This is a genomic window from Shewanella electrodiphila (assembly GCF_023283985.1).
Classification (GTDB): Bacteria; Pseudomonadota; Gammaproteobacteria; order Enterobacterales; family Shewanellaceae; genus Shewanella; species Shewanella electrodiphila.
The window spans coordinates 135638-160417 of record NZ_JAKIKU010000005.1 but is presented as its reverse complement, the minus strand read 5'-3'; the positions used below and the strand labels follow the sequence as shown (position 1 = coordinate 160417).

Below are 24780 nucleotides of genomic sequence, written 5' to 3'. Positions count from 1 at the left end.
TTTTGCCTTCACTCTTTTTTATTACTGAGGTATGTGTGAGCCCGTCTTCAAACACTCATTCAAATAATACTGCACAAAATTCTCCGCATCTTGCCATGTTAATTCCAATGCTTGCGGCCATTGTTGCTATCACGCCATTAGCTATTGATATGTATTTACCAGCGATGTCAGCTATTGCAATAAGCTATGATGCCCACGTCACCACCGTACAACAGTCTTTAAGTATTTATTTAGCTGGGTATGCGCTTGGCATGCTGACATTCGGCCCACTTGCGGATCGTTTTGGTCGTAGGCCTTTAGTCATTTTCGGCCTCAGTGGTTTTACGCTAATTAGTTTATTTATCTCTTTTAGTAGCAGCATTGAAACATTTTTAGCCTTGAGGTTTATTCAAGCGTTTATTGGCGCCGCTGCAACTGTGGTTGTTCCTGGTTATATCAAAGAGGTTTATGGTGATAACACGGCTAAAGGCATGTCTTATGTCAGTTTAATCATGATGCTTGCCCCTTTATTAGCACCAACACTTGGCAGTTTAATTTTAGAGTTTGGTGAATGGCCGCTGATCTTTATAAGCCAAAGCTGCTACGCGATTGTATTGTTAATGCTGGTGTTGTTTAAACTTAAGATGCCAAGCGATAAGGCGAAAGACAGTCGCAGTACTCAGTCTTTTCTTAAGTCCTATAAAACCGTGTTAACTCGTCAGGGCGTCAAGGTTAATATCACTTGTGGCGTGCTCACATCGTTTGCTTTTTTCTGTTACTTAACAGCCTCTCCTTTCATATATATGGAAGTGTTCGGGTTAGATAAATCACTATTCGCGATTTTGTTTAGCACTAATGTTGGCGCGTTAATGCTCGCTAATATTGTTAATTCAAGGATTGTCGGTCGCTATGGTTCTAGCCGAATGTTGTTTGTGGCCACGGTGTTTGCAACGCTTTCAGCCACTGGGTTGTTGATCGTTAATATTATTGACCTAAGTTACCATTACACAGTGGCAATGCTCATTCCATTAATGGGCTGTTTAGGGATTATGTCAGTCAATGCTGATGCGATTGTATTAATGAAATTTAAAAAGGAAACTGGAACTGCGACTGCCGTGATTGGTACATTGCGCTTTGGGTTTGGCTCTCTTGCAGGACCTTTACTAGCAGTATTTTACACAGGTACTGCAGTGCCTTTTTCTGCAATGATGCTGATTTCAGTTATGTTAGTCATGGTCTGTTTGCTATTTCAGCGAACTCAACCAGCACATTAGAATTTTATGAATAAGAGTGATGCTATGTATCACTCTATTCAATAATGCCACGACCCCATTTTCATTATTAAATTGATCAATTCCTATTCCAGTTCTTTTAGCCAATATGTGCGTCCTAAAATGTTCTATTTGTACGCTCTATAACAAAAGTTATATTCAATAAACTGCAAATAACACTTAATTTAATGTGTTTTTCTGACTTATTAGTCATTATTAATCAATATTCATGAAATACACTCAAGTTTCTTAGTTAATTTCAAAATCACTCTTGTATCAAGTTCAAAATTAATTATGATGAAATCATCTTGTTTCACTTGGTGTTATCTCAATATCAAATGAAAACAAGACAATTATCTAAGGCGGTTATCGACTGCAAAGATAAACGAGTTCGAATTACCATTCGAACCTACTTTTAGAACGATTACCGTCGTTGTAACAAGATACTGTTTACCCACAACGGTAACTTAAGAGGATTTAGCAATGGAAAAATTATCCGGCGCAAGCATGATAGTGCGCTCGTTAATAGACGAAGGCGTAAAACACATATTCGGCTACCCTGGTGGCTCAGTTCTTGATATCTACGATGCTCTTCATAAAATTGCAGGTGTAGAACATATTCTTGTAAGACATGAACAAGCTGCTGTCCATATGGCTGATGGCTATGCGCGCGCAACCGGTGATGTTGGCGTAGTACTAGTCACTTCAGGTCCTGGTGCAACTAATGCGATTACAGGTATTGCTACTGCATACATGGACTCTATCCCAATGGTGGTCTTGTCAGGCCAAGTACCCAGTAACCTTATTGGTAATGATGCATTCCAAGAATGTGACATGATTGGTATTTCTCGCCCGATTGTAAAACACAGCTTTTTAGTGAAAGATCCCCGTGAAATCCCTGAAATTATCAAAAAAGCCTTCTTTATTGCTGCAACTGGCCGCCCAGGACCTGTGGTTGTCGATTTACCAAAAGACTGCTTAAACCCAGAGCTTCTTCACGACTACGTTTATCCAGAATCAGTCAACATGCGTTCTTACAATCCAACGACATCAGGCCATAAGGGCCAAATCCGTCGTGGTTTACATGCATTGTTAGCGGCTAAAAAACCTGTTTTATATGTAGGTGGTGGCGCGATTATCTCTGAGTGCGACCAGCAAATCCTGCAACTGGCAGAACGCTTAAATATTCCTGTGATTAACACATTAATGGGTTTAGGTGCATTCCCTGGCAGTCATCCGCAATTCTTAGGTATGCTTGGCATGCACGGCCGTTATGAAGCCAACATGGCAATGCATAACAGTGACCTTATTTTTGGTATCGGTGTGCGTTTTGATGACCGGACAACGAATAATGTCGAGAAGTACTGCCCTAACGCAACCATCTTACATATTGATATTGATCCATCTTCGATATCAAAAACAGTCAGAGTAGATATCCCAATTGTTGGCTCTGCTGAAAACATTTTAGACAGCATGCTCAAGCTACTTGATGAGACTCAAAAAACCAATGACAGCGAAGCACTCGATGCATGGTGGACTGATATCAATCAATGGCGTGAACGTGATAGCTTGGCGTACGATAAAACCACCGATCGTATTAAGCCGCAGCAAGTGATCGAAGTACTGCATAAATTGACCGACGGTGATGCTTACGTCACATCTGATGTTGGCCAGCACCAAATGTTTGCTGCACTGTATTATCCATTTGATAAACCACGTCGCTGGATAAACTCTGGTGGCTTAGGCACCATGGGCTTTGGTTTACCTGCAGCCATGGGTGTTAAAATGGCAATGCCAGATGAAACCGTTGTTTGTGTAACTGGTGATGGTTCAATTCAAATGAACATTCAAGAGCTATCAACGGCACTGCAATATGATACCCCAGTAAAAATCATCAACTTGAATAACCGATTCTTAGGTATGGTAAAGCAGTGGCAAGACATGATTTATTCAGGTCGTCACTCTCATTCTTATATGGACTCAGTACCGAACTTTGCCAAGATTGCAGAAGCCTATGGCCATGTTGGCATGACGATTAGCGATCCTAATGAACTTGAGTCTAAGCTTGCAGAAGCATTAGCAATGAAAGACAAATTAGTCTTTGTTGATATCAGTGTTGATGAAACTGAGCACGTTTACCCAATGCTTATTCGTGGTGAGTCAATGAAAGATATGTGGTTAAGCAAAACGGAGAGAAGCTAATGCGTCGTATTATTTCTGTATTACTTGAAAACCAACCGGGCGCGTTATCTCGTGTTGTAGGTTTATTCTCTCAACGCGGTTATAACATCGAAAGTTTAACCGTAGCGCCAACAGAGGACACCACATTATCGCGTCTAAATATTACCGTTAATGCTGAAGCCAATGTTCATGAGCAAATCGAAAAGCAACTGCACAAGCTCATTGATATATTAAAAGTGTCCAATATCACTGAGAATGCACACATTGAACGTGAGCTGGCATTAGTTAAAGTTAAAGCTCAAGGCGAACTACGGGAAGAAGTAAAGCGCACTGCTGATATTTTCCGTGGCCAAATTGTCGATGTCACTTCAAGCCTTTATACCATTCAAATGGCGGGCACTAGCGATAAAATCGATGCATTTATCAGTGCATTAGCTGAGGTCACTAAAGTGATTGAGGTATCACGTTCGGGTGTTGTAGGTCTTGCCCGTGGTGATAAGGCCATGAAAGCATAAACCTTGTAAAAATTAACATTTACAGTGTATCGCTTTAATAGCGTTAAATCATGAACCGTAAAGGGAGCATTTGCTCCCTTTTTAATCCTTAGCCACAAACTCAGCTATCCTATACTTTATCCACTCTGCTATAATACTCTGCTTTTCAAAGTCGCAATGTTATCAACTAACATTGCAGACACTACTGACATTTTACCTGAGATAACACATGCCATTTTCCAAGCTTGGATTAAGCGAACCCATCACACTTGCTCTTAATGAGTTAGGCTACAGCGCGCCGACTCCAATTCAACAAAAAGCAATTCCAGTGGCCTTGTCGGGTAAAAATATCATTGCTGCAGCGCAAACAGGTACCGGTAAAACAGCTAGCTTTGTCTTGCCAATACTTGAACGTTTCAAAGAGCCTCGTAAAGTACGTGGTAAACGAGTTAAAGCGCTGGTACTTGCTCCAACTCGCGAACTAGTAGTACAAGTAGAGCAAAATATTCAGCAATACAGTAAGCATTTAACCATCAATTCAATGGTGATGTACGGCGGCGTTGATAGCAAACCGCAGAAACAGCGCCTCATTGAAGGCATTGATATACTCGTTGCCACACCCGGTCGTTTACTCGATTTGTACACCCAACGTGCAGTCCACTTTGACGAGCTAGAAGTGTTAGTGCTCGATGAAGCCGATCGCATGCTCGACATGGGCTTTATTGAAGACATTAATCGCATTATTGAGTTGTTACCTGACGAACGTCAGAACATGTTGTTTTCGGCCACTTTATCAAATCAAGTTCGCGCATTAGCTAAAACAGCAATGAAAACGCCGGTGCAGATTTCTGTTGAAACGGATGCTGACGCTAAGCCTAAAATTGTTCAATGGTTAGTCACCGTTGATAAAGATAAAAAATCCGCTTTATTAAGTCATTTAATCCAAGAAAATGATTGGAAACAAGCGCTAATCTTTATTGAAACCAAGCATGGTGCAGCGAAACTTGTTACCCAATTAGAGAAACGAGGCATCATCGCAGAGTCTTTCCATAGTGGTCGAAGTCAGCCGATACGCGAGCAGATATTAGCGGACTTTAAAGCAGGTAAAATCACTTACTTAATTGCTACTGGTGTCGCTGCCCGTGGTATTGATATTGATGACTTACCATTAGTCATTAACTATGACTTACCATTTCCTGCTGACGATTATGTTCATCGTATTGGTCGTACAGGCCGTGCTGGCGCACAAGGTACTGCTGTCTCATTGGTGTCAAAAGATGACTTTAAAAACCTGTGCGCAATTGAGCGTCGTTTAAGCCATATTATTGAACGCAAAGAGGTTGAAGGTTTTGCGCCAAGAAAAGAAGTGCCTATTTCCATTTTAGATTTTGTGCCTAAAAATCCAAAAGCGCCAAAGCCTAAAACAGATCAAGATAAGCCTAAGATGTCACGTGGTAAATCTGACAAACCAAAGAATAACCACTACAACAAAAATAAAGCTAAAAAATTCAACCAAGAAGAAGCAGCGAGTTCACCTTATGGCGCTAAAAGTACACAGCGCACTTCTGATGATCGCCGTTCACAAGGTTCATCCGAGTCAAAACCTGCATCAGTCCCAAATGGTAGCGGCAGTGTGAACCCATGGAAACAGTAATCTAAATTCTAAAGCCTGCATTTCAAATTAATGATGCAGGCTTTTTGTTTTAGATTTGGTTTTAGTTTTAGTTTTAGATTTAGATTTAATTTTCTATTATATTTTATTTCGCTTAGCACAAGTTCACTGCTTTATATTCACTCGCCATGGCGGATTTAAGCGGTTTTCTCCCGCCCAATACAGTTTGATTTTATTCCCTGACGGATCAAATAACACCGCTTCACGCCAAAGATAAGGCTCATCAACAGGTAACTGTTCAAATATAATTCCTTGTTGTATTAACGCTTCAACCCACACATCTAAATCTTGGTGCTCAAAGTAGATCACGCTGCTATTGTCTCTCTTCTGTACAGAATCAGATCCTTGCAAAGACTCTTCACCCAAAAAAGACAAAGAGAATGTCGCCTCACCTTCAGGACAAGCAAATCGTGCATAATGATTACCTTTGGCTGCTGTGCTTACAATTTGTGTAAACCCCAAGGTTAGGTAAAACTCACAGGCTTTAGCCATATCATTAACAGGGAGTGTGACTTGATTTAATCTCATAGTATTTATTCCAATTAGACAGTGATCTATAAATAGAAATTACGCTCACTCGGGATATCCGTTAAATACTCAACAAACTCTACTTCATGACCATTAGGATCGATGTAATACACGCTGTTGTAGTTCGCGTCTTTGCTGCCAATAATCGCGATTTCAAAACCTGCTGCAATCAGCCTTTGATTTAAGCTTGTTAAATCTGTCACCACATAGGCGAAATGAGCAAGTCCTAAATCATAGCCTTCAACTGGGCGGATTTTTCCTTTGCCATTATCATTGAAAGAAAGGTAGTTATAGTCATCGCCAAAATGAATCCATTTTCGCTGCACCCCATGCCATTCCCCTTCTCCACCACCTCTGACTTTCCAATGAGGAAATGCCGCTTGATAAAATTTAAGTGTTGTTTCTAAATCGTTTACGACTAAATTCAAATGTTCTAAGCGCATAATGACTTCCTGTTAATTGATTACTTTTAATTGATTACTTTTTATCTGGCACTTTTAAAAATATGAAAATCTCAGAGTTATTTGTTTGCCATTGTTTGACTAAATAGTTGCTGCGTTTTTTCAAAGACATTTCTAATAGCTATTTGGGTTTGAACCTCTTTTTTGTTCAATAACTCAATGCCCAAGCCAGCTGTGTTCGCTTGGATCAAAACAGCGCTTCTCTTATCCATTAAAGGCCGATTCACTGATATTGGTTTACTCATATTCAATCTCCTTATCCATTTTACCCTTGAGCCGCCAACCACTCTTTGGTTTCAATTTAGTGATGGGTTATATAAGATGAAGCCACTATAGAACCTCAACCTAAGTTGAGGTAAAGCGCTAAATAGTCATTTTTTGTCATTTATTTTTGATATTTAAGATTCACATGTATGAGGCTTAAACGAGATGAGTAGTAACTGCTAAGGAGAAGCATGTTAAATGAAGCGGATCTAACCGTAGGTCAAGTCGCCAAACGTTGCGGCATTAAGGTGTCTAGTTTGCACTTTTACGAAACTAAAGGATTAATTAGCAGTTTACGTAATCAAGGGAATCAACGGCGATATCGCAGGGATGTCATTCGGCGAATATCTGTGATTAAAGCAGCACAAAAAATGGGGATCAGTTTACAGGAAATCAAGCATGCCCTTAGTCACTTACCCAATAATCGCACGCCAAACAAAGAAGATTGGGCTAAGTTATCACAAGCATGGCACGATAAACTCACTCAGCGTATTCATTATTTAACTGAGCTCAGAGACTCACTAAACGGATGTATTGGTTGCGGTTGTTTATCTATGACGAGTTGTCCAATTTACAACCCAGAAGATGCGCTAGGCATTGATGGCGTAGGCTCTGTCATCTTAGATAAAGCACTCATTCAAGATTAAACCTGTAATTATGTTGATTTGAAAACTAAAAAGCCCAACAAGGAAATAGATTCTCGTTGGGCAAAATAATCAGGGAAGATGTGAAACTTGTGCTATTTAAAATGCATGATGAGTGCATAGGGGAATTAAATAGCACGGATGAAACAATGTCTTACAAGGTTTGCTATCTCTCATCATCAACCTCTCGTTGCAATGAGTAAGAGATAGCGTCGAAAGGTTAGCTTTCGATGGTATTGTTTACGTTAGCGCCGTTAATTTTAATCTTACGCGCTTTCAATGCTTCAGGAATTTCACGCACTAATTCAATATTTAAAAGGCCATTTTCTAAGCCTGCTCCCACGACATTAACGTGATCAGCTAATTGGAAAGTACGTTCAAATCCACGTTCAGCAATACCTTGGTGTAAGTATTTACGCTCATCGTTTACGGCTGCAACTTTGCTGCCTTTGACTAATAACTTGTCGCCTTCGCTGGTGATATCAAGTTCGTCCATGGTGAAACCTGCAACAGCCATAGTAATGCTGTAACGATTCTCACCCAGTAATTCGATGTTGTATGGAGGGTAACCAGTGTTACCATTTTGCACTGCAGCGTGCTCAGCCATTTTAGCTAAACGATCGAAACCGATTGCACTGCGGTAAAGAGGAGTTAAATCTGGAGTTAAGTTAAATTTGCGCATGTTCATACCCTTGTCTAAAGCAATATGTGAAAATAAATATGCCATTATTGGCGTTTGTCATTACCCTTACGGCGTAATGGAAGTTAGTACCTCTATTGAGCGTGCCTAACTTATAACTAGATATGAGAACGATATTTTTGTTTTCAAGTAAATATCGGAAATTATTTTTATTTATTTTGAATTTATTTTTTATAACACAACAAATACAGTGGCTTATGTTAAAAATAAATTTTATAAAAATGGCAACAAAAAAGGCAACCTTGCGATTGCCTTTCAGTTTTCTACACTAATTTATTCAAACTAAGCTTGAAAATTAATAGATACTACAGCCTAAACTACTCTTAGATTGCTTGAATTTAAGCTCTCCATTTGGCGCATAATCAGCAATATTTATCTGCTCATGCTGTTTAATGTAGTCATACAGTTCAATCGCATCAACATAGCCCGCTTCTAGAATATTAATCTTGGGATAGTTATCACCACCTGCTGCGCTAAAGCTTGGTATTGAGAAAGTATAGTTTTCATTAATGTCAAAAGGCTGATTATTAATTGTGTGTATTTCAACCTGCTGATCGCGGCACATCACCGTCATATCAATGCCATAAAACTGCGCGTAAGCGCCACTGGTCCGAGTATTAGTCGCCACTTTAGATAAATACTTAACTAACTTCTCACCAGACATTTCAGCAAAACCAATCGTATTTGAAAATGGCTGAACGGTTAATACATCACGGTATGCCACATCTCCGGCTTGAATTGATGCTCTAACGCCACCTGAGTTCATAATGCCAAAATCAGCACGCACTTTTTCACTGTGTACTTTCGCAATTAAGCGCCCTAAATTGGTTTGCTGCGCGCGAACCACTTTACGATCGCCTTGCAGTAAGCCATCCACTTTACCAATTATGACATCAAGCTCTGCGCTGCCTTTATCTTGATAAGGCTTAAGCGCCGCTTCAACATCTGCATTACGCTCGATAGGCTCAGCAACTGGCCACGCTAGTTTTTTACCAAATGCCATACGCTTTAAGTTAATTGGGATTAATTGATAATCGACTAAATACAACTTGTCATTCACGTACTCAAAGTCTGCACGACCTACATATCGCCCCCACTCATGAGCTTGCATAATGTAAGTTCCATTTTGCTTGTCAGGACGACACGAATCCCCAGGCATAAAACGCGTATCATACTCACTTTTACGCCCACTCATACACACGGGGTTTTGTGAATGGCCGCCAATAATAGCATCAAGATCACCCTCGTTTAGGGCTCTTGCCATAGTGACATCACCAGGGGCATTACTGCCAAATTCACCATTTTGATAATGGCCCATATGTGTTGCCGCAAACACTAAATCGATACTGTCATCAGCATTAATCTGCGGTAATAACTTTTGCATTTCTTCAATCGGGTTAGTAAAGATTAAAGATTCGGTATGAAGCGGATTCGTTAATTTTGGCGTATCGTCGGTGGTTAACCCCACAACAGCAATATTGATGTTACCGAGGTTAAACACTTTATAAGGCTCAAAATAACGCTCATTGGTGTCTTTACGATAAATATTCGCGGCAAGCATTGGGAAGTTTGCTAGTTCAGCTTGCTCATCCAAAACAGACAATGGGTTATCAAATTCGTGGTTACCGACTGCCATCGCATCATAACCAATCATATTCATACCAATAAAGTCTGGTACTGCTTTTTGTAAATCTGACTCTGGTACGCCTGTATTGATATCACCGCCAGAAAGCACCAATGTATGGCCCCCTTCTGCAGCCACTTGTTTACGGATATTATCAATCACAGTAAAGCGCGCAGCCATACCAGCTTCACCCGCTTTATTTTGCCAAAAACGGCCGTGGTTATCATTGGTATGTAATACGGTAAACTTTGTGCAATTATTATCTTCACAGGTTGGGCGTTGCTCGCAGCCACTTAAACTGAACAAACTGACACAAGCGACAACTAAACTAAGGCTCTGTGTTAATCGTTTTGTGTGCGGAATTTTTCTTATCATTATTCTATCCGTTTTTAACAGGGCGTAGACAAATTCAATCAATACGCAATAAAACTGTGTCACAAAAATGAGTGACCATCTTAACAAAATACCAGCATTATATGTCATTTTTTTGAATTCAAAACCTTATAGAACAAGAGTTTATTCAATAATTTTGCAGCAATTGTCCTCATTAAAAAACAAGAGTTTTTTAATGATAGTGATAATGTATAAACAAAAAAGGCTTAGGGTGTAAGTTTATTAAACTTTCACCCTAAGCCTTTTATTTTATGATGGTTATTTAACCGAGCATATATCGTCTAAGCTCGAGTTATTATGCTATTTACAAAACAATTAGCGCATCAATTTAGACGAAATCCACGCACCAATTTCAGTTAACTGTTCAGGAATAACACTATGAGGCATTGGATAGGTTTTCCAAGTCGATGTATAGCCCGCTTTAGTGAGTGCATCAAAAGCCATTTTTCCGGCAAATAGTGGCACGACTTCATCTTGCTCACCATGATGTTGCAATAATTCTGTTTGTGCATTTGCTGAGTGTAAATCATCAGGTAAGCTTTCGCCGGCAGGTAAATAACACGATAACGCCATAATGCCAGCAAGTTTGTGCTCAAAACGTAAGCCACTAAATAAGCTCATGACACCGCCTTGACTAAACCCTGCCAGAATAATATTTTCAGCGGCAATACCTGCTTCTATTTGCTCATTAATCAGCGCTTTTACGGCTATTTCTGATGCGAGTACGCCATTAATGTCAGCACGATCATGTAAGTCCATGCTTTTAATGTCATACCAAGAACGCATGATATAGCCACCATTAATGGTCACCGCTTGTTCTGGCGCGTGAGGAAATACAAAACGAATACTGTGATTTTGTGGCAAGCCTAATAATGGCACTACAGGGGCAAAGCCTGCTCCAGAGTCACCAAGGCCATGAAGCCAGATAACACATGCGGTTGCAGCTGTGGTCGGTTCAATAGTAATACGTTCAAGTGCTGTGCTTGCAGACGGCATAATCTAATCCTTTATTATTTATTGCCGCTATCTTAACTGAAAGAGTTTAACTCGTTAACCTATCAATAGAATTCTGTCCTTTCAGATAATAAAAAAGGTAGCCTAAGCTACCTTTTTTGATTAACAGTGTTACTCAAATTGAATTATTGAGCACAACTCTTAACTTCTGAACCATTACGGTAGAAGTTTAATTGCCCTTCTACAGGCGCGTAATCTTCAGCTGAGATTTCTGGATTCGCTACGAAATACTCACGGAATACAGCAGCATCAGTTAACTGAGTATCAATGTAGTTTTCATGTGTATTGATGACTGGGTAATCATCGCCACCAGCAGCGCTAAAGTGGATCACTGAGAAAGTGTAGTTTTCAGCAACATCAAACGAACGGCCACCTAAGCTAGCAATATCAACAGTGCCTGCATCACAATTAACATCCATTGCAACATCATTTAGTTGTGGGTAACCACCACCAGTTTTAACTGCAATATTAGCAAGATAGTCTTCAACTTCAGCCCCTGTCATTGTGACGTAAGCAACGAAGTTTCCGAAAGGTTGTACAGTTAACACGTCACGGTAAGAGATATCACCTTCAGCAATAGATGCACGCACACCACCTGAGTTCATCACACCGAAATCAGCCGTCACGTTGAAGTTATTAGTAACAAACTCAGAATATGCCGTTGTTAATAAATTACCTAGGTTAGTTTGCTCAACACGAACAACCTCACGGTCACCTTCTAACTTGCCATCTGTGTACGAGATAACCACATCAAGTAGCTCTTGGCCACGTTCTTGGTAAGGCTTAAGCATGTCATACACGGTTTGATTCTTTTCAATTTCTTCAGTAATGAAAACTAAATCACCGTTGTCATCTTTTTCTTTTAAATTGATAGGAATTAGCGAGTAGTTCGCAAGTGTCAACTCACCATCCATATATTCAAAGTCAGCACGGCCAACATACTTGCCCCATTCGTGGGCTTGCATGATATAAGTGCCGTTTTGTTGATCTGGTTTACATTCTTCACCTGGGGCAAAATCTGCGTAATCATCGCCTTCCATGCACACCGGGTTTTGTGAATGACCACCAATAATCGCGTGTAATTGACCTTCTTCAACTGAGCGAGCCAACATCACATCGCCAGGTGCTTCAGTGCCGTGGTTGCCATCAGCATAGTGACCCATATGCGTGACAGCAAATACCATATCCACTTCTTCGTTAGCTTCGATTTCAGCTAATACTTTTGGTAGCTCAACTTGAGGATCCGTAAACTCTAAGTTTTCAACGTTTTCAGGGTTAACGATTTTAGGAGTATCTACTGTAGTGAAACCAATGATCGCCACTTTAAGACCGTTAATTTCGAATACACGGTATGGCTCAAAATAACGTTCTTCAGCATTTTTGTCGTAGATGTTTGCAGCAAGCATTGGGAAGTTAGCCAATGTAGATTGCATATCTAGCGTGCTTAATGGGTTATCAAACTCATGGTTACCGACAGCCATTGCGTCATAGCCAAGTAAGTTCATGCCAACAAAGTCAGGAATCGCTTCTTGCATATCAGATTCTGGTACACCCGTGTTGATATCACCGCCTGATAAAAGAATTGTTTCGTCGCCACGACCTTCAACTTCTGCGCGGATTTGGTCAATAACCGTTTTACGTGCAGCCATGCCATACTCACCGTCGCTGTTTTCCCAAAAGCGACCGTGGTTATCATTGGTATGAATAACGGTAAAGCTAGTACAAGCATCACCCGCAGCTTCACATGCTGTTTGGTCTTTATCATCGTCACTGCTACAACCTGATAAGGCTGCAAGTACTGCTGTTGCAACGAGTCCTTTGTATAACGTGTTTTTCATGATCTAACCCCTAATCAATATATTTTTATATTTACGAGCTACCCAGCTCTGCGCCGAATCGTAGCAAACACTGGACTGTTTTTATGTCACTTTAATTACAGTTTGTGATATTTAACCCAATAACAACAATAAGTTACACTACTGATTACAAACCATTTATAAACAATGGTTTTTACGCTACTTCTTCGTTATATCGAAAATGGAATCAATAAAAAGATAAGGGTGATAATCTGTTAATTTAAAATGACTTTGTGCAAAACAGTGCTTTGCCTGATTATCTTTTTAGTAAAACACCCCATAAAATTACTGCTCAACAAGGCCGAGATCACAGTTTGACTTTCAGCCGATTTGATATAGACCCAGTTTTACACGCCATAAAACATCGAAAAAATAGAAAATTAATGACAATTTAATCCGCTTATTTTCGATAAATTAGTAATCTACACTTAATTTTTATTCTGAAGTCATAGGTGTGGGAATGGGATTGTTACAAAACGGACAATGGGTCGACCAATGGTATGCCACCAAAGAAAATGGCGGTAAATTTCAACGAGAAGATGCGCAGCTTCGCAACTGGATCACGCCTGATGGCAGCGCCGGATTATCTGGAAGTGCTGGCTTTAAAGCAGAGTCTGGCCGCTATCATTTATATGTATCATTAGCCTGCCCCTGGGCTCATCGAACCTTGATATTTAGGCAGCTAAAACAATTAACCGCGCATATTGGTGTCACTGTGGTTGAGCCACATATGCTTGCAAACGGTTGGGAATTTAAAGGCCCTAATCAATCAACAGATGCTCATGCTATTGATGGTGCTCAAGTTGATGAACTGTTTAATAAAGACTTTATGTATCAGATATATCTGCAAGCAAAGCCCGATTATAGCGGCCGAGTGACTGTGCCTGTTTTATGGGATAAGCAGCAAAATACCATTGTGAGTAATGAGTCTTCAGAAATCATTAGAATGTTTAACTCAGTGTTTAATAAAGTAACTGGTAATACAGAAGACTACTATCCGTTAGAACTTCAATCAGAAATAGATTCTTTAAACGAGCTTATTTACCCCAACATCAATAACGGGGTTTACCGCTCAGGCTTTGCTACCACTCAAAAAGCCTATGAAGAAGCTGTAATGCCATTATTTGACACACTTGATACCTTAGAGGCTATATTGGCTAACAAAAGGTATTTACTGGGTAATCAAATCACTGAAGCTGATTGGCGATTATTTACAACGCTTATCCGTTTTGACTGCGTCTATGTGGGACATTTTAAAACCAACTTACGTACGATTGAATCTTATCCAAACCTGTCGGGATATTTACGAGACTTATATCAACAACCATGGATTGCCGACACCGTGAATTTTGAGCACATAAAACAGCATTATTACTTTAGCCATCAGCACATTAATCCAACTCAAGTAGTACCAGAAGGGCCGATTATCGATTACATGCGTCCACACAATCGCTCAGAACTTTAGAAACTCGAGTCTAGGGGAATTCATTTACTCATTAGTATGAGTTATCGGTTGTGGCTTGTGGCTTGTGGCTTGTGGCTTGTGGCTTGTGAACAATAAATGATTGAGCATGGATATCGCACCAACAGAGACTTTACTCTGGTGCGATACCCAGAATTTCAATCACTTCATAAAACTGTTGATTATTATCCAACTGCAAACTCCAGCGAACCGCACCAGCATCTGCAATCAGTAATAATCTATCTGCAATACACTTCATATCATCCACCATTGCAGTTAAGACAATACTGTTCACGTTAAGGCGGCATTGCACTTCAAATGGTGTCACGACTAACTTGCCTTGTGAAAATTCAATAATCATTAATACATTTCCGATTTAGCCAAACTGAAAACAAAAATCCCAAGTGGGGTTCACTTGGGATTATACAAAGCTTATAGCACTAAACTATTCACACTAATATTGATGTTAATCAATATTAGTGCTGATGACCGCCTTCACCATGTGAATGGCCGTGTGCGATTTCTTCATCAGTTGCTTCACGAACATCAACCACTTCAATATCAAAAGTCAGTTCACGGCCTGATAAAGGATGGTTAGTATCGATAGTTGCCATGAACTTACCAACTTTAACCACTGTCACTTGGCGTTGACCTTGTTCGGTATTTACAATAGCTGGCATGCCTGCTTTCCAGACTTTAGCACCTTGCAAATGTTTTACCGAAACGCGCTGCTCAGCCGCTTCCATACGTTCGCCATAAGTGTCTGCTGCAGGAGGCGTTACACTGAATTTAGCCCCAGCTTCTTTACCTGTTATTGCATCTTCAATACCTGGCATCATGTTGTCATGGCCATGTAAGTAAGCAATTGGCGATCCGCCTTCGTTAGTTTCAATCACTTCGCCTTTCTCATCGCGAAGTGTGTAGTTGAAACGTACAACCATATTATCTTGAGCTGTCATCGAATGTCCTTAATTTACTTCGATTTCTATCATTGCCGCAGCTTAACAAATCGATTACCAAGCTGCCAGCAAAAAGCAGAACCTAATTACGTTCTGCTAATACTGAGTGATGAGCAAAAGGAAATGACACTCTCTTATCCCTACTATGAAGTCATCACTCACTTTAAAGCTTATTGACTCAACGTCATACCGAGTGCTTCAAAGGTTTTTTCATCAGGGAAACCGTCGGCGATCAAGTTTTTACTGCGCTGAAATGCTTGTACACCTGCAATGGAGTTACGCCCTAACACGCCGTCAGGTTTACCGACATCAAAGCCTAATTCATTAAGCTTTGCTTGCATGACTTTAATGTCACTGCGATTAAACATGCCATGCTCAGGCGCACTGATTGCAAGCGGCGCAGCGCCATTAATTCGGTCAGCTAAATGGCCGACAGCAATGGCGTAAAACTCTGAACGATTCCAGCGCATAATGACATCAAAATTGTCGTAACCTAAAAATGCAGGCCCAGTGTGACCAGATGGCACATACAAAGATGCTGTCATATCAGGTGTTGATAACGCTTTACCGCTAGTTTGAGTAATATTAACCTCAGCCCACTGAGTTAACGGTTGAGGATGTTTACGGCCTAAATATTGATAGTCGTAGTTTTCAGGTAAGCTAACTTCACGTCCCCAACGTTCATTGGCTTTCCAGCCAAGTTGTTGTAAAAAATTAGCCGCTGAAGTTAGCGCATCAGCAGTGCTATTCCATAAATCGACTTTGCCATCGCCGTCGCCATCAACCGCATACTTAGCGTAATTGGTAGGCATAAACTGGGTGTGCCCCATTGCGCCAGCCCATGACCCCACCATAGTGGCATCATCAAAGTTATACTTTTCTTTCAGCTTTAATGCTTGCATTAACTCATTGGTGAAATAGTCACTGCGTCTTGGGTCGCACGCCAATGTCGCTAAAGAGTTGAGCACCGACATTTTGCCTTTATAGCCACCAAAGTTGGTTTCTAATCCCCAGAACGAAATAATATATTGACCAGGTACGCCGTACTTTGTAGTTAACTCGTTAAGCAACTCGCGATTTTCAGCAAGTAAGCGTCGGCCTTCTTTAACGCGCCAATCTGTCACGCGTTTATTAAAATAATTACCAAAAGTTTGACTAAATTCAGGTTGCTGATTATCAAGCTCTATAACCCGAGGAATAAATTTAAGGTTTGCGACGCTGGTATTAATGGTTTGTTCAGACAAACCTTCACTGCGTGCTTTGACTTTAAGGTTATCAACACATTGAGCAAAATTGTCAGGCGCTGCGATAGATTGAAGACTAACAAAGCAACTCGAAAGTAAAATCACTGACTTAAAAACAGGAGAAAATTTAAAACGCACCATAAATGAATACTTCTACAAATAATGACTGTTCACATCGTGACTGATAGCGATTCAGGAAACAAGAGCCTTTAAGTCCTAAATATTGAAATTTTGTGTTTATCTGGTTAATTTCAGTTCATCTTGAAATTGATATTGTCACATTCGCGTAATAGTGTTTTGTATTGTTTAGAGTTACCGTATAATCGACCCGTTAATTGAATTCATCAAAGAGACTAATCATGATTGAACAAACCCCTGCTGTTGCAAGCTTTATTGAGAACGTTAAAGAACATCAAGTCCTATGGGGCTTAGCGGATGAAACGGGCGAAGGTTGGGTTGTATGTGACTCTTCTGAATTCGAAGAAACTGATGTTATGCCTTTATGGTCAACAGAATCTGCAGCATCAAGCCATTGCACTGAAGAGTGGGCTGAGTACAAAGCAGTTAAAATTAGCCTAAATGAATTTTTAGAATACTGGGTTGGCGATTTAAACGAAGACGGCGTATTAGTCGGATTAGACTGGATTGCTGATCAAGAATGTATTGAAGTTGACCCAATCGTACTAGCAAAAGAATTAGTTGACGTAGAAGCGGAATAATCGCTGCTCATCTAGTTGCGACAGCATATAGTTGCTACTACATAAAGCTGCTAGAACATTCGTGAAATATAACGAATTTCAGCAGCTTTTTTATTGAACCTCTTTTACCAATAGGTCTGCTGTGAACCATTTACCGCCTTTAGTTGAAATCCCTTTTGATTTACGCCATCAATGTTGGTTTTGTGCTGAACCGTCTAATGACGTTTTTAGTTTTTACGCTAAACCGAGTACACCGCACCCTTCCCTGACGGTTCCCGCTTGCAGTGAATGTGCCCGCTTAGCGAAAAAGAATCCGCTAACATCGATTTGGGATTGCCGCGACGGCGTAAAAGATGAGCTAATGAAGATTTACCATAAAGATTTAGCCATCGGGATTAACTGGACTGAAGAAGAACTAGAAGAGTCAGGCTTTGATTGTCGTATTCTTTCAGGCTTTAAAGAAAGTGCATGGATGATGTACAACATAGCTAAAGGCCGTATTAACGCAGAAGGATGGCCATTAGTACTCAATGCAGTGGATATCGAACAAGGCTACAGCGGTCAGTTTGAGTTTGATGGTTTAACCTTTAACTCCCTCACTAAAGCAATAAACCATTATTGCGATACGCTAATGCTTAACAAACATCTATTAAGCGAATTATTAACCATTGTTGGCAAAGACAAGTTTGCCTATGCCATTAGGTTATGCCGAATGAATATTGGCATCACCAAAGAACATCAAAAACTCCTGCTACAGCAAGTGAAAGAAGAGTTTGAACAGTAACTTTGGCAAAATTCAACACGTGCAAAGGTATTTAGCTGCAGCTGTTGTTTAACGCTGCATTAAGATGTACGTGGCGCTTGTCTAGACTTTGAGATAAGCGAAAACGACAAGCGTTACGATTCACTCTTAAATGTTAAGTTACTTTTCCATCCCGAAAACCAGATAATTCACAAGCCTTTTCTAACTCATCAGGTGATGCATTTGAGCCGCTAAACTGAAGTACAATCTTCTTACCCGCTAACTGCTTTCTTAACTTCCATGCTGCCATAATTGTTGAACTCCCCGCGCCTTCCACTAAATTCTTGGTATGGTGAGCAGCTAAGGCTATACCTTGCAAAATTTCTTGCTCTGATAGAAGAACAAAGTCATCTAATTTATCACGATAAATATTAAAAGTAGTTTCGTAGGCTGTACCTGTGGCAAAACCACCTGCAAAAGTTTGATTTGAGCTTGCGACAATTTCCTTGCTAGACCATGATTGATAAGCTGCCGAAGATAATTCTGCTTGGACAGCATAGATACTGATTCGAGGAGATATTGATTTTAGTACAGTAACCGCTGATGCCACTTCGCTACCACCACCTAAAGGTAAAATCACAGCATCAATATCTGGAATATCTTCGATTATTTCGAGAAACTCTGTACCAACACCATTTACTACAAGTGGCTCGTTTGCTGGATGAACGTAGTAATAACCTCTAGTTTGGTTAATTTCAGTTACAACTTTAGCCGCTTCGTCAAAATTTTCACCTGACTCAATCACGTCAGCACCTGCATTTTTAATTAATTTAATTTTCACAGGATTAGATCCGACAGGCACAACGACAATTGCAGGAATGCCAAACATCTTCGCTGAAGTGGCAACAGATAAACCATGATTACCCGTAGAGAAAGTAACAACCCCGTTCACGTTAGCTTTTTGAGGTGTGACATAATGTTTATGCCTCCTCTGATTTTAAAACTGCCGGTTATATTTTGATTCTCATGCTTCACATACACCTCACAACCAAGCAGCTTGGATAAACCATCATACTTAATCAGAGGTGACCGATTTATATAAGCTGAAACAACCTTTTTAGCTTTATATATCTCATGAAGCGAGATGGGATATTTTTTTAAACTTTCCACTGTACCTCCTTGTGACTTAACGCTGTTTAAAGCAGTAAATTGCCGTTGGCTACAATAATTAAGGCACTAATGAAAAGCCAATTATAATTTGTCAGTCTTGTAATTAAACATGCAATATATGGCCATATTATTCGCAGTAAATTTAGCTTCAACGATTACTCGATGTAAGGCCATAAGATCAGAATCTTTGTTTATTTCCATATTGCCAATATTTCCGATATCCCCAATAACCTGATTGAAGTACAACGCCCACTTAATCAAACAAAAACAGTTGGTTAAATTATGAATCGAGAGAAAACCTATCCAACTGATGACTAAACTGGGGGAAGAGCATAGTCCTGTTAATTTTCTTGTTTTATGTTTAACTCACGTTGTGCTTTTTTACTTAATGTTGAACAAGCCTTACGATAAGACCAACCAACTAACTCTGTTAAATACGTTGGATCAAATTCGCTAACGTTGACAATAGTAATCCAATGAAACCGATGCATGTAGCGAGCAGGTTTTACACCTGGTTGATCCGTTAGTTCCAAAAACCTTTCAGGGGATACACGGATACTAAAACGCCAACGTTCTGGTTCGCTTGTTTTAAAGTAAGCAAAGTTTCGAGCCCGTACTTTATATGTAAGTACGTTCGAAGGCTCACCACTTTCTGCTACTGTTGCATCAGTAAGGCTCAAACATAGACTCTTTATATCAGATACTTCCACGGTTTCTCCGAAACATACAACGCCCATTAAAGGGGCTAATGACAGTTTGATTACAATAAGTGAGGCACGAACGGAAAGCCAACTGTTATTAGCCCGTTTGAATGCCCTGTTATACGGGAATTACCAACTTACCGACGATACTCGCAAAGCCACCCACTTTCACATTGATTACACTAGAGTTATCAGATTTAACAGATGCTGTAATTATAGAAGTACAACCCATAGATCTACCTTGCTCAAAAACATAGTCACATCCCAAAGCTAGATACTCTGTGAGATAACATGCTAAAGCACCACTAGAACTGCCCGTAGCTGATTCTTCTGAGATACCAAATAATGGAGCAAAATTACGACAGCTTGCTGTAAGTTTACTTTCAGCGTCACAAAGCTCAAAAACATGAAAACCAACAACTTTATGATTTTCACAAAAGTTAGCGATTAGTTCATCATCTGGTTCTATTACATCTAAATATCCGTTAGGAACAGGAATAATCACATCAGGTAGTCCCGTTGAAATAACTTCAATAGGTAACTTCGTGCTTTCTAAAATATTGCTTTCAATGCCAATAACTTTTGAAATTTCTTGGTATGAGAAGGTATCTAACTTTTGCGGCAATTGCAGCTCCATCACTACTTTACCATTTGGCTCGATGATCACTGGTAACATTCCAACTTTCGTGCGTTGAACATAAGAGCCTGCTGCAAGAATACCCTTTTGGTACAGAATATAAAAAGTTGCTAATGTAGCGTGACCGCAAAAGTCAACTTCGCCTGTTGTAGTAAAGAAAGAGACTTCACAATCAGCTTCGTCATCACTGGAAACAAAAGCCGTTTCTGAATATCCTACTGCTTGTGCAATTTTGAGTTTTTTAGCATCCGATAGTTGGTCGGCATTCAAGACAACACCTGCAGGGTTTCCACCTTTTTCATTTATTGTAAATGAGTTTACCAACGCAACTTCGATATTAACCAACACTCAGCCTCCCGCATAAAGCTCTCAATTGTAGTTGCCTAAAATGTGAAGCAGAGCGAAACAAACTAACTGTTATTTGTCCCGTTTTAAACAGCTTACTATAAGTACAACTCACTTAACTCTCTAATTAATTTAATATTATCTGTAGCTGACTCTATATGTTTTGAAGTGAACCAGAATGGTTGAATGCCAGTGGCTATTGCAGGTTTAATATCTTTATCAAAGTTATCACCAACCATAGCCACATTTTCTGAATGGACTTTTAATTTATCCAAAATAGAATTGAGAAATTCAGGGCTTCCTTTAGGTAACCCCAAGTTAGCTCTGCAAAAATAACCTGATATGAATTGGCTCAAACCCACACGTTCAAAAGCCTGTTGAATTTCTAACTCAGTTGAATCGGCAGCACCTGTAGCAATATAGATTTGAGCATTTTTAGATAGCACTTCTAAAGCTTCTTTAGCTCCAGTGACAGGCTCAACAATTTCCCAGTTACACATTTTTCCTGTAACACCAGGGAAATCAACCATCAAAGTGTCGCCCCAATCAAAAAGATATACGTTTATCACCAAACCTCCATGTATTTAACGCCTAATAATGGGTAAATTGTAGTTGGTCTAAATACTCGACGAAGGAGCAAAAATTAACCGTAATTTGTTCTTATTTATTAGCTTGTTATGTGCGACTCACCCCTGAACTTGCCAATTCTCAGGCAAAATGACCCAATTACATTTTTTAGAGCTATTCAATGTATGAGTTGGCTCTAAAATTTCAGATTCGGCGAAACACCCACCAGCAACACCAATTAAATGAGGCAATGTTGATATAGTCCAATAAAGCGTTGTGCCACATTTAGTGCAAAAGTGACGATTTTGTTCGTGATTTTGCTCTTTATGCCATAATTTATAAATTTTAGTATCACCTGATTTTTTTAATACTGCATCAGTTTTAAAATAAGTAGAGATACCAAAAGCGCTTCCAGTACGTTGTTTACAGTTTGTACAATTACAAACTGAGTTCATTTCAGGCTCACCTGAGAGGGATATAGAAATTTGCTTACAACAGCAAGTAGCTTCGAGTGTCACAAAACCTTCCTTTGCATATAACAACTGTATAGTGAGCATGCACATTTATCACATCAGACCTGTGAAAGTGCGCAACACTAAATAATTTAATTACATTACTCAAAAAAACATCCATATTCCAGCTGTCAAAATGCGCATGGGCATCTATCTTACGCAATAATCCAGACATTAACGATTGATTTTATGATTTTATGATTTTATGATTTTATGAATTAGAAATGAATGACAAAAAATTAAGTGCGCAAATAAAGTTTAATAATTTACTTGAAAAAAGGCCCCCCAATAACACTGTGTAAGCATACAGTTTAGTAGTAAAGACAAAGATGTTTATTCATGGCGACTAAAAGTCCATTTATAACTGACATGCGGCAACAGATGAGAATGAAAGGTTATAACATCAGAACGGAAAGGCCTATTTTTGCAGTTAGACTTAATATAGCACTCTACATAAGCGTTAATCGTGTTTCATGCTTTTGGATTCCCATCGAGTGACTCTGTTTCTGCCTTGGTATTTTGATTGATATAACGCCATGTCTGCACGTTCAATTAAGGTTAGGTTGCATTCAACATCAACGCTAAATGAGGCTACACCGAAGCTACAAGTGACTGTAATTGATTCAAATTGACTACTTTCAATACCTTGTCGCATTTGTTCTGCAATTTGTTCTGCTTCTTTCTCGCTTGAGTCGGGTAATAAGATACAGAACTCTTCGCCCCCGAACCTCGCCACCGTATCCGCTTCACTGGCGTTATTCATCAACACTTTTGCGATGCCTTGTAACACTTTGTCGCCAGAGGTATGACCGTAGGTATCGTTGATGGTCTTAAAGGAGTCTATATCCGCCAGTAGCACAGAGTATTGTATGGGCATCTTTGACGGCTCGAAGCTTTCGTTAAAGCGCTGGTATAATATACGACGATTATAGCAGTTGGTTAACGGGTCTCTCGACGCTAAGTAATCGAGTTCTCTGTTTATTGCACGGGTATTCTTGTATCGATAGAGGATATAAAAAACCAGGATGACAAAAACCGATAGTGTCGTGATGAGTAAAAATATGGAAAAACGTTTCTTTTTTATCTCTAATTCAGTAATTTTTTGCGACTGAAGCATGAGCGCAATTTGAGTTTGTTGTTGGTCTAATTTAAGAGCACTTAACTCTGCATCTTCACGCAAAGCATCTAATTCAGTTTCTAGCTTGTAAGATGCCAAAATGACTTGGTTTTTTGTGAAATCAAATGCCTCTCGTTCTTTTTGGATAATTTGTGATAATTGATATTTTTCCTCTGAGTACAGCAGAGATTTTGTTAAGTTTCCTTTGATTTTTTCTGCTTCTTTTAACCAATGGTAGGTCATCAATATATTTTCTTTATCATCAACCTCAGAAGACAGTAGCAATGCTTGTTCCAAAAATGAAATCGCTTTCTCGACATCTTTTTCGAGCACAGCTTTGCCTAAGTAATTAAGGGATTGGACTTGAAATTCAGCTTGCTTGTATTCAATTGCTAATGCGAGAGATTGCTTAAAATAACCTGTCGCTATGGCGGCCTTTTCTTGTTTTAGGTAATTGGTTCCTAGCAAAAAATGGATGCGGGTTGTTTTTGAATAACTGTTCATTGATTGATAGAGCTGCAGTGCTGTCGTTAGCATATTAATCGATTTTGCTAAGTCATTTTGATAATAATGAATAACCCCTAATTCACGAAATGCCGCTGCGCGCGTTTCAGGTTTCACTTTATCTTTTGGCAAAGCAATAGTTTGAGAGTAAAAAGATTTTGCATTATTTAACTGATCTAACTTGGTATAGATTAGGCCGATTTGATTGTCTACTTCAGCTAAGTGGCGTAAATCATTTTCTTGCTCATAAATATGCTTTGCTTGTTGAATATAATCTAAAGATTTCTCGTAATGGCCTATGTTGCGATAAATAATACCTGAAGCCAGTGCGACTTGTGCATAACGCGATGTTGATGGACTGATCGAAGACAGGATGTTTAAACTTCGGCGGGCATGATCAAGTGCTCTGATATAGTTTCTCTGCTTATTTTCAGCCATTGCAATATTTTTTAAGGCAATGGCTACCGCTAGAGCATCCTCTCTACCCTGCTGAATAACTAGTGATTTTTGATAATTAGCAATAGATTCGGGGATATCTTTTAGGTGCTTATAACACTGCGCAATTTCATGATATATGGCTGCTAATTGTTTTTTTGAGTCATCGTCGTTGCCAGTAATCAACGGGATAACTTTTTCGAACTGCACAACGGCGTTATTAAACTTTTTCTGTTTATAGTTAAGCTTTCCCGCTGTGGTATAGATATCGACTAACACGCTTGTGTTTTGCGAGCCAAAATCATCTGTAAGCAACTGATTAATAATAACTTCAGCAGCATGGTAATCTTTTTGGGATATCAGTGATTTTGCCTTGCTTAGCGCATTGTTTATTTGCTCACTCAGGGGGATTGTGGCTTCTGATGACAATTCTGTTTCGTTGCTTTTCGCATGAATGTTAGATGCAATCATAGTGAGTGCCAGCGCCACAATCAGAATACTTAAGATCATCCAGTTGGTATTGATATTGGTATTGATATCAAACATATAAGAGTATCTAAAATAAAGTGAACGTAGCACTGATTGTAGTCCTTTTCACTTAAATAT

25 protein-coding genes are annotated in these 24780 nt (G+C 39.6%); 8 read left to right on the top strand and 17 right to left on the bottom strand.

The genetic code is table 11. The annotated features are described in order from the left end of the window. Positions 1-95: 95 nt before the first annotated feature. The 4 genes from L2737_RS11140 to L2737_RS11125 all read left to right on the top strand — a co-directional run bounded on the left by L2737_RS11140 (position 96) and on the right by L2737_RS11125 (position 5579). Positions 96-1253, top strand: coding sequence for a multidrug effflux MFS transporter (locus L2737_RS11140; protein ID WP_248955863.1), 1158 nt, complete (start codon positions 96-98; stop codon positions 1251-1253). A gap of 480 nt (positions 1254-1733) precedes the next feature. After that, positions 1734-3452, top strand: a complete 1719-nt coding sequence (locus tag L2737_RS11135; protein ID WP_102528175.1) for an acetolactate synthase 3 large subunit — start codon at positions 1734-1736, stop codon at positions 3450-3452. Further along, positions 3452-3946 carry an acetolactate synthase small subunit gene (ilvN, locus tag L2737_RS11130; protein ID WP_102528176.1) on the top strand — a complete coding sequence of 165 codons (495 nt, stop codon included), beginning with the start codon at positions 3452-3454 and terminating at the stop codon, positions 3944-3946. Before L2737_RS11135 ends, ilvN begins: the two co-directional genes overlap by 1 nt. Positions 3947-4154: 208 nt before the next feature. Next, complete coding sequence (locus L2737_RS11125) at positions 4155-5579, top strand: DEAD/DEAH box helicase (RefSeq protein WP_248955743.1); 1425 nt, start codon at positions 4155-4157, stop codon at positions 5577-5579. A gap of 123 nt (positions 5580-5702) precedes the next feature. On the opposite strand, the gene L2737_RS11120 is transcribed toward L2737_RS11125, so the two are convergent. The 3 genes from L2737_RS11120 to L2737_RS11110 all read right to left on the bottom strand — a co-directional run bounded on the left by L2737_RS11120 (position 5703) and on the right by L2737_RS11110 (position 6831). Then, positions 5703-6125, bottom strand: coding sequence for a VOC family protein (locus L2737_RS11120; RefSeq protein ID WP_248955742.1), 423 nt, complete (start codon positions 6123-6125; stop codon positions 5703-5705). A 26-nt stretch (positions 6126-6151) separates the two neighbouring features. Next, a complete protein-coding gene (locus tag L2737_RS11115; protein ID WP_248955862.1) occupies positions 6152-6571 on the bottom strand; it encodes a VOC family protein in 420 nt (139 codons plus the stop codon). Positions 6572-6645: 74 nt separating this feature from the next. Then, positions 6646-6831 (bottom strand): hypothetical protein, encoded by a 186-nt coding sequence (locus tag L2737_RS11110; protein ID WP_248955741.1) that lies wholly within the window; start codon positions 6829-6831, stop codon positions 6646-6648. 210 nt (positions 6832-7041) lie between these two features. Between L2737_RS11110 and soxR the strand changes: the two genes are divergently transcribed. Beyond that, a complete protein-coding gene (soxR, locus tag L2737_RS11105) occupies positions 7042-7497 on the top strand; it encodes a redox-sensitive transcriptional activator SoxR (RefSeq protein ID WP_283108322.1) in 456 nt (151 codons plus the stop codon). A gap of 217 nt (positions 7498-7714) precedes the next feature. On the opposite strand, the gene L2737_RS11100 is transcribed toward soxR, so the two are convergent. The 4 genes from L2737_RS11100 to ushA (L2737_RS11085) form a co-directional block, all read right to left on the bottom strand. Beyond that, complete coding sequence (locus L2737_RS11100) at positions 7715-8176, bottom strand: Hsp20 family protein (protein ID WP_102527971.1); 462 nt, start codon at positions 8174-8176, stop codon at positions 7715-7717. 313 nt (positions 8177-8489) lie between these two features. Then, a complete protein-coding gene (ushA, locus tag L2737_RS11095; protein ID WP_248955740.1) occupies positions 8490-10193 on the bottom strand; it encodes a bifunctional UDP-sugar hydrolase/5'-nucleotidase UshA in 1704 nt (567 codons plus the stop codon). 333 nt (positions 10194-10526) lie between these two features. Then, positions 10527-11207 carry an alpha/beta hydrolase gene (locus L2737_RS11090; protein ID WP_248955739.1) on the bottom strand — a complete coding sequence of 227 codons (681 nt, stop codon included), beginning with the start codon at positions 11205-11207 and terminating at the stop codon, positions 10527-10529. Positions 11208-11350: 143 nt separating this feature from the next. Beyond that, entirely contained in the window at positions 11351-13063 is a 1713-nt protein-coding gene (gene ushA / locus L2737_RS11085; RefSeq protein WP_102527933.1) for a bifunctional UDP-sugar hydrolase/5'-nucleotidase UshA, read from the bottom strand. 478 nt (positions 13064-13541) lie between these two features. Between ushA (L2737_RS11085) and L2737_RS11080 the strand changes: the two genes are divergently transcribed. Continuing rightward, the gene (locus L2737_RS11080; protein ID WP_248955738.1) at positions 13542-14546 is read left to right on the top strand and encodes a glutathione S-transferase family protein; all 1005 of its coding nucleotides are present in this window, start codon (positions 13542-13544) and stop codon (positions 14544-14546) included. A 130-nt stretch (positions 14547-14676) separates the two neighbouring features. On the opposite strand, the gene L2737_RS11075 is transcribed toward L2737_RS11080, so the two are convergent. The 3 genes from L2737_RS11075 to L2737_RS11065 all read right to left on the bottom strand — a co-directional run bounded on the left by L2737_RS11075 (position 14677) and on the right by L2737_RS11065 (position 16887). Continuing rightward, the gene (locus L2737_RS11075; RefSeq protein ID WP_102527935.1) at positions 14677-14904 is read right to left on the bottom strand and encodes a DUF3389 family protein; all 228 of its coding nucleotides are present in this window, start codon (positions 14902-14904) and stop codon (positions 14677-14679) included. A 115-nt stretch (positions 14905-15019) separates the two neighbouring features. Next, positions 15020-15502: an FKBP-type peptidyl-prolyl cis-trans isomerase gene (locus L2737_RS11070; RefSeq protein WP_248955737.1), complete on the bottom strand. Its 483-nt coding sequence runs from the start codon at positions 15500-15502 to the stop codon at positions 15020-15022. Positions 15503-15672: 170 nt separating this feature from the next. Then, a complete protein-coding gene (locus L2737_RS11065; RefSeq protein ID WP_248955736.1) occupies positions 15673-16887 on the bottom strand; it encodes a lytic murein transglycosylase in 1215 nt (404 codons plus the stop codon). A 218-nt stretch (positions 16888-17105) separates the two neighbouring features. Here L2737_RS11065 and L2737_RS11060 point away from each other — a divergent pair, with 218 nt between their 5' ends. Both L2737_RS11060 and L2737_RS11055 read left to right on the top strand, forming a co-directional pair. Continuing rightward, a complete protein-coding gene (locus L2737_RS11060) occupies positions 17106-17465 on the top strand; it encodes a DUF2750 domain-containing protein (RefSeq protein WP_102527938.1) in 360 nt (119 codons plus the stop codon). Between the two features lie 121 nt (positions 17466-17586). Then, on the top strand, positions 17587-18228 hold the full coding sequence (locus L2737_RS11055; RefSeq protein WP_248955735.1) for a hypothetical protein: 642 nt from the start codon (positions 17587-17589) through the stop codon (positions 18226-18228). Positions 18229-18361: 133 nt separating this feature from the next. Here L2737_RS11055 and L2737_RS11050 read toward each other — a convergent pair whose 3' ends face one another. The 7 genes from L2737_RS11050 to L2737_RS11025 all read right to left on the bottom strand — a co-directional run bounded on the left by L2737_RS11050 (position 18362) and on the right by L2737_RS11025 (position 24753). Then, positions 18362-19138: a threonine ammonia-lyase gene (locus L2737_RS11050; protein WP_346349193.1), complete on the bottom strand. Its 777-nt coding sequence runs from the start codon at positions 19136-19138 to the stop codon at positions 18362-18364. Next, a complete protein-coding gene (locus tag L2737_RS22505) occupies positions 19135-19356 on the bottom strand; it encodes a pyridoxal-phosphate dependent enzyme (RefSeq protein WP_428848386.1) in 222 nt (73 codons plus the stop codon). The genes L2737_RS11050 and L2737_RS22505 overlap by 4 nt, the downstream gene beginning before the upstream one ends. Before the next feature lie 341 nt (positions 19357-19697). Then, a complete protein-coding gene (locus L2737_RS11045) occupies positions 19698-20066 on the bottom strand; it encodes an MmcQ/YjbR family DNA-binding protein (RefSeq protein WP_248955734.1) in 369 nt (122 codons plus the stop codon). A 109-nt stretch (positions 20067-20175) separates the two neighbouring features. Continuing rightward, positions 20176-21042 (bottom strand): PhzF family phenazine biosynthesis protein, encoded by an 867-nt coding sequence (locus tag L2737_RS11040; RefSeq protein ID WP_248955733.1) that lies wholly within the window; start codon positions 21040-21042, stop codon positions 20176-20178. A 95-nt stretch (positions 21043-21137) separates the two neighbouring features. Beyond that, positions 21138-21608: an HAD family hydrolase gene (locus L2737_RS11035; RefSeq protein WP_248955732.1), complete on the bottom strand. Its 471-nt coding sequence runs from the start codon at positions 21606-21608 to the stop codon at positions 21138-21140. Between the two features lie 117 nt (positions 21609-21725). After that, complete coding sequence (locus L2737_RS11030) at positions 21726-22124, bottom strand: GFA family protein (protein WP_248955731.1); 399 nt, start codon at positions 22122-22124, stop codon at positions 21726-21728. Positions 22125-22578: 454 nt separating this feature from the next. After that, complete coding sequence (locus tag L2737_RS11025) at positions 22579-24753, bottom strand: diguanylate cyclase (protein ID WP_248955730.1); 2175 nt, start codon at positions 24751-24753, stop codon at positions 22579-22581. Between the last annotated feature and the right edge of the window lie 27 nt (positions 24754-24780).